This window comes from Photobacterium sanguinicancri, assembly GCF_002265265.1.
GTDB classification, from domain to species: domain Bacteria; phylum Pseudomonadota; class Gammaproteobacteria; order Enterobacterales; family Vibrionaceae; genus Photobacterium; species Photobacterium sanguinicancri.
The window spans coordinates 1-3,509 of sequence record NZ_NOIF01000293.1 but is presented as its reverse complement, the minus strand read 5'-3'; the positions used below and the strand labels follow the sequence as shown (position 1 = coordinate 3,509).

The window sequence follows — 3,509 nt, the reverse complement described above, 5'->3', positions numbered from 1 at the left end:
CTACTAGGTTTTATAAATTAATTATTTAAACAATAAAATTATGCTGTAATTATCACTCAAAGTAAACGATAATGCCTATCATTACCGTGGTTGTGATTGATAAATATGACATCTTGCTTTTCTGACACAAAAACTAACATTGAAATAGCGGAGTTAGACACTCTCTGTCCTAGATTTGTCCAAAAGCCAGCCATCTATACATTTGCATACAAGGACATTAAGCTTGAAGCTCTATTAATAAGTTTTGATATAAATGCATTCCAACCGTTTTTTTACCAAAGACTTAACATTATTTATACTCCACAACTTCAGAAGTCCGTAACTAAGAGACAGGCTGAATTTCTTGCTGGCCGTTTGTGTGTGAAATTACTCATGCACCGTCTTCTTGGCTACTCTACTCCAGTCCCTATATCCCCTGATCGCTCGCCTTCTTGGCCGGTGGGAGTCACGGGTTCGATCTCACACAGTAATAATCATGCTATTGCAACACTCACGCAGAATCAGAATAAAAAACGAACATTTCATTAGGGGTTGATATTCAGGAAATAATAACGTCAGAGCAAAGTGATCATATTCATACATTAATTTCCACTCCTAATGAAATAGCACTACTACAAAAAAATGGACTCTCTTTAAAATGCGCTACGACTCTATTATTTTCAGCTAAAGAGGCCATTTATAAATCCATTTATCCACATATAAAGAAAATCATTGGTTTTAATTCAGTAGCACTTATTGAGCTAAATATAACTGAACAAAAACTGACGTTTTCACCTTCCATAACCCTTTGCAAGCAATTTGGTATAAGCCGAAATATTTATTGTCAGTACCGAAATACTGAAGATTCCAACGCCATTATTACTTTTTGCATCTATCAACAATAAAAACGCACTAAGCCGCCAATAAGGCTTATCTAGATCTCATTGGCGATTCAGTAATGACTCTCAGTACTTTTGGTCACTCTATACAGCTAAATGCCAACTCTGAGCTTGTTGTTGCAAATTCCATAGCTCACTATAAAGTGATTGATTATTAAGCAGCTGACAGTGTTCACCTTGCTCAATAATCTTACCTTTGTCCAATACAAGGATATGATCAGCATATTGAATGGTGGTTAATTTATGGGCAATAACTAACACTGTTTTTTCTTGAACTAAAGCCTGCATTGCAATTTGAATATCTCGCTCATTTTCTGGATCTAAAGATGCCGTCGCTTCATCAAGTATAACGAAAGGTGCATCTTTAAGAAGTGCCCGAGCAATGGATAGCCGCTGCTTTTCTCCTCCGGATAAATGCATACCTCCCGCACCAATTTCAGTGTCCAACCCCAGATCCATGTCCAACACTAGATTTTTTAGTTTCGCTAATTCAATCACACGCCAGAGCTCTTCATCACTTGCATCGGCCTTAGCCACACGCAAATTATTAGCTAACGTATCATTGAAAATATAGTTGGATTGAAAAACAATACTAAGATGCTGTAACCAATACTCCACTGGCATATTAGCAATATCGACCTTCCCCGTGCCTGTACCCACAGAAATTTCACCAGAATCAAGTTGCCAAAAACGTGCTATCAGTGAAGCTATCGTTGATTTTCCCGAGCCAGAAGGTCCCACCAATGCTGTGACTTTATTACTAGGAATAGACAAATCCAAGTTTTCAAAAAGAGGTTGCTGTGCACCTGGATAAGAAAAATTCACGCCCTTAAAAGTAATCGTCATATCATCTAATTTGGGTTGGCTATCACCATGTTGTAACGTCGGCTGATCTAAAACATCATTCACTCGATTTACAGCAAGATCCAAATAATTAAGTTCCGCCAAAAACATCGACATATTCAGCAAAGGCCTAAAAAAGCGCACAGCAGCGATCAGAAAGAGTAAAACTTCAGGCAAAGCGATTGTTTGCTCTAGCCATGCCCAAGTAAGTGCCACCAGCAACACCATAAGCCCTGCTTCCACCAACACGTTAAAACTGTATACTGGCCACACCGCAGCTTTCTCGGCTTTTAATGATTGCTGTTGAGTTGCCGTTAATACATCATCCAATCGTGAAAATGCTTTTCCCATCATGCGGTATGACTTTAGCTCTTTTAGCCCATCCATATACTCCATAACGGCATCATTCAATTGATGCATTAAATACTGCATATGGCTTTGCCATTTACGAGCATAAGCACGCGTTAATAAGTAAGCGAGACAAGCTAAAGGTAAAGTGGACATCATAGCCACTCCCATTCGCCAATCTTTTAACAATAAGCCTAGAGCGAAAAAGCACAGCACCGATGTAGTTGCGATAATAGGCGCATAGAGGTGTGTAAAAATACGCTCTATCATATCAATATCTTTAAGTAGCGTATTATTAACACTGCCGAAATCCGTTCGCTGGAAGAAACCCATTGGCATTTTTCTTAAATGCTCTCCCAGCTGTTGACGGATTTTTTTACCAGCATCAAAACCAATCAGAGAAATATCTAGATGAATAATTCGGACTAAATACACACGAACTATCATCATTCCCGCGCACCCTAACACCAACATAAATTGATGCTGAAGATTAGGCGTATCAGACAACATATCAAGCAAAATATAATAAAGAAAACCATATGGGGCCGATGCAAAAAAAGCATCAACGACGGTTAAGAAGACAGTCCGATTAAGTCCATCTAGAGAGGTACCCGTTAACCGCTTAAGTGTGTTAATTCTCAACATTTATTCGACTCCCTCGAGAGTTGACGGTGTTTTTATCTCAGAGCCTTTAACTGACTGCCCCAAACGCCATACTTTTGTTTCTTGATGCGCTTGCCACATCGATTGGTATAAAGTGCAATCTTTCAACAGCTCAGTGTGAGTGCCTTCTGATACTACGCGGCCACTTTCCATCACAACAATTTTATCAACATGCGTTAACGTATTGAGCCTATGAGCAATAACCAACACAGTTCTTCCCTGCATTAAACTCGATATAGCTTGTTGAATCCTGACTTCATTGCGAGCATCTGCGTACGCCGTCGCTTCATCTAAAATAAGAATCGGGGCATCTTTCGCCACAGCTCTCGCTACGGCAATTCTCTGAGCTTGCCCGCCACTTAAGCTTCCTTGACCAATTTTGGTCTCATAACCATCAGGTAATTCTAAAATAAAATCATGTGCACAAGCTGCTTTAGCTGCATTTATGATGTCTTCATCGGATAAGGCTTCATTCCCCATTCGAATGTTTTCTTTTATGCTCTGCTCAAAGATATAAACATCTTGGAAAACAAAACTCACTAACGACATCAGTTGATCAAGCGAATAACAAGTAATCTCTTTACCACCAATGGATATGTCTCCACTCTGGTATTCAAAAAAGCGGGGAATTAACTGAGCAACTGTTGTTTTACCAGCCCCCGAAGGGCCGACAATCGCGGTAATTTCCCCTTGGTTTACCGAAAGAGAGACATCATCAAGCGTTTTTCTTGATGAGTTATCATGCTGAAAACTGACATGGTTAAAACAAATATTAGT

General features: G+C 39.4%; 4 protein-coding genes. 2 read left to right on the top strand and 2 right to left on the bottom strand.

Annotated features, from left to right (window positions below):
• The first annotated feature begins 105 nt into the window (after positions 1–105).
• The gene (locus ASV53_RS26280; protein WP_094958887.1) at positions 106–528 is read left to right on the top strand and encodes a 4'-phosphopantetheinyl transferase family protein; all 423 of its coding nucleotides are present in this window, start codon (positions 106–108) and stop codon (positions 526–528) included.
• Positions 519–884, top strand: coding sequence for a 4'-phosphopantetheinyl transferase superfamily protein (locus ASV53_RS26275; protein WP_094958889.1), 366 nt, complete (start codon positions 519–521; stop codon positions 882–884). Before ASV53_RS26280 ends, ASV53_RS26275 begins: the two co-directional genes overlap by 10 nt.
• Before the next feature lie 78 nt (positions 885–962).
• Here the strand turns inward: ASV53_RS26275 and ASV53_RS23265 are convergent, their stop codons facing one another.
• Together ASV53_RS23265 and ASV53_RS23260 are read right to left on the bottom strand one after the other, a co-directional pair.
• Positions 963–2,714 (bottom strand): ABC transporter ATP-binding protein, encoded by a 1,752-nt coding sequence (locus ASV53_RS23265; protein ID WP_094958886.1) that lies wholly within the window; start codon positions 2,712–2,714, stop codon positions 963–965.
• On the bottom strand, positions 2,715–3,509 hold a 795-nt coding region (locus tag ASV53_RS23260; protein WP_141226303.1), incomplete at its 5' end, for an ABC transporter ATP-binding protein.

Excerpts from the sequence above, each read along its gene's own strand:
- ASV53_RS26280 (WP_094958887.1), top strand. The coding sequence starts at position 106 with ATGACATCTTGCTTTTCTGACACAAAAACTAACATTGAAATAGCGGAG.
- ASV53_RS23265 (WP_094958886.1), bottom strand. The coding sequence starts at position 2,714 with ATGTTGAGAATTAACACACTTAAGCGGTTAACGGGTACCTCTCTAGAT.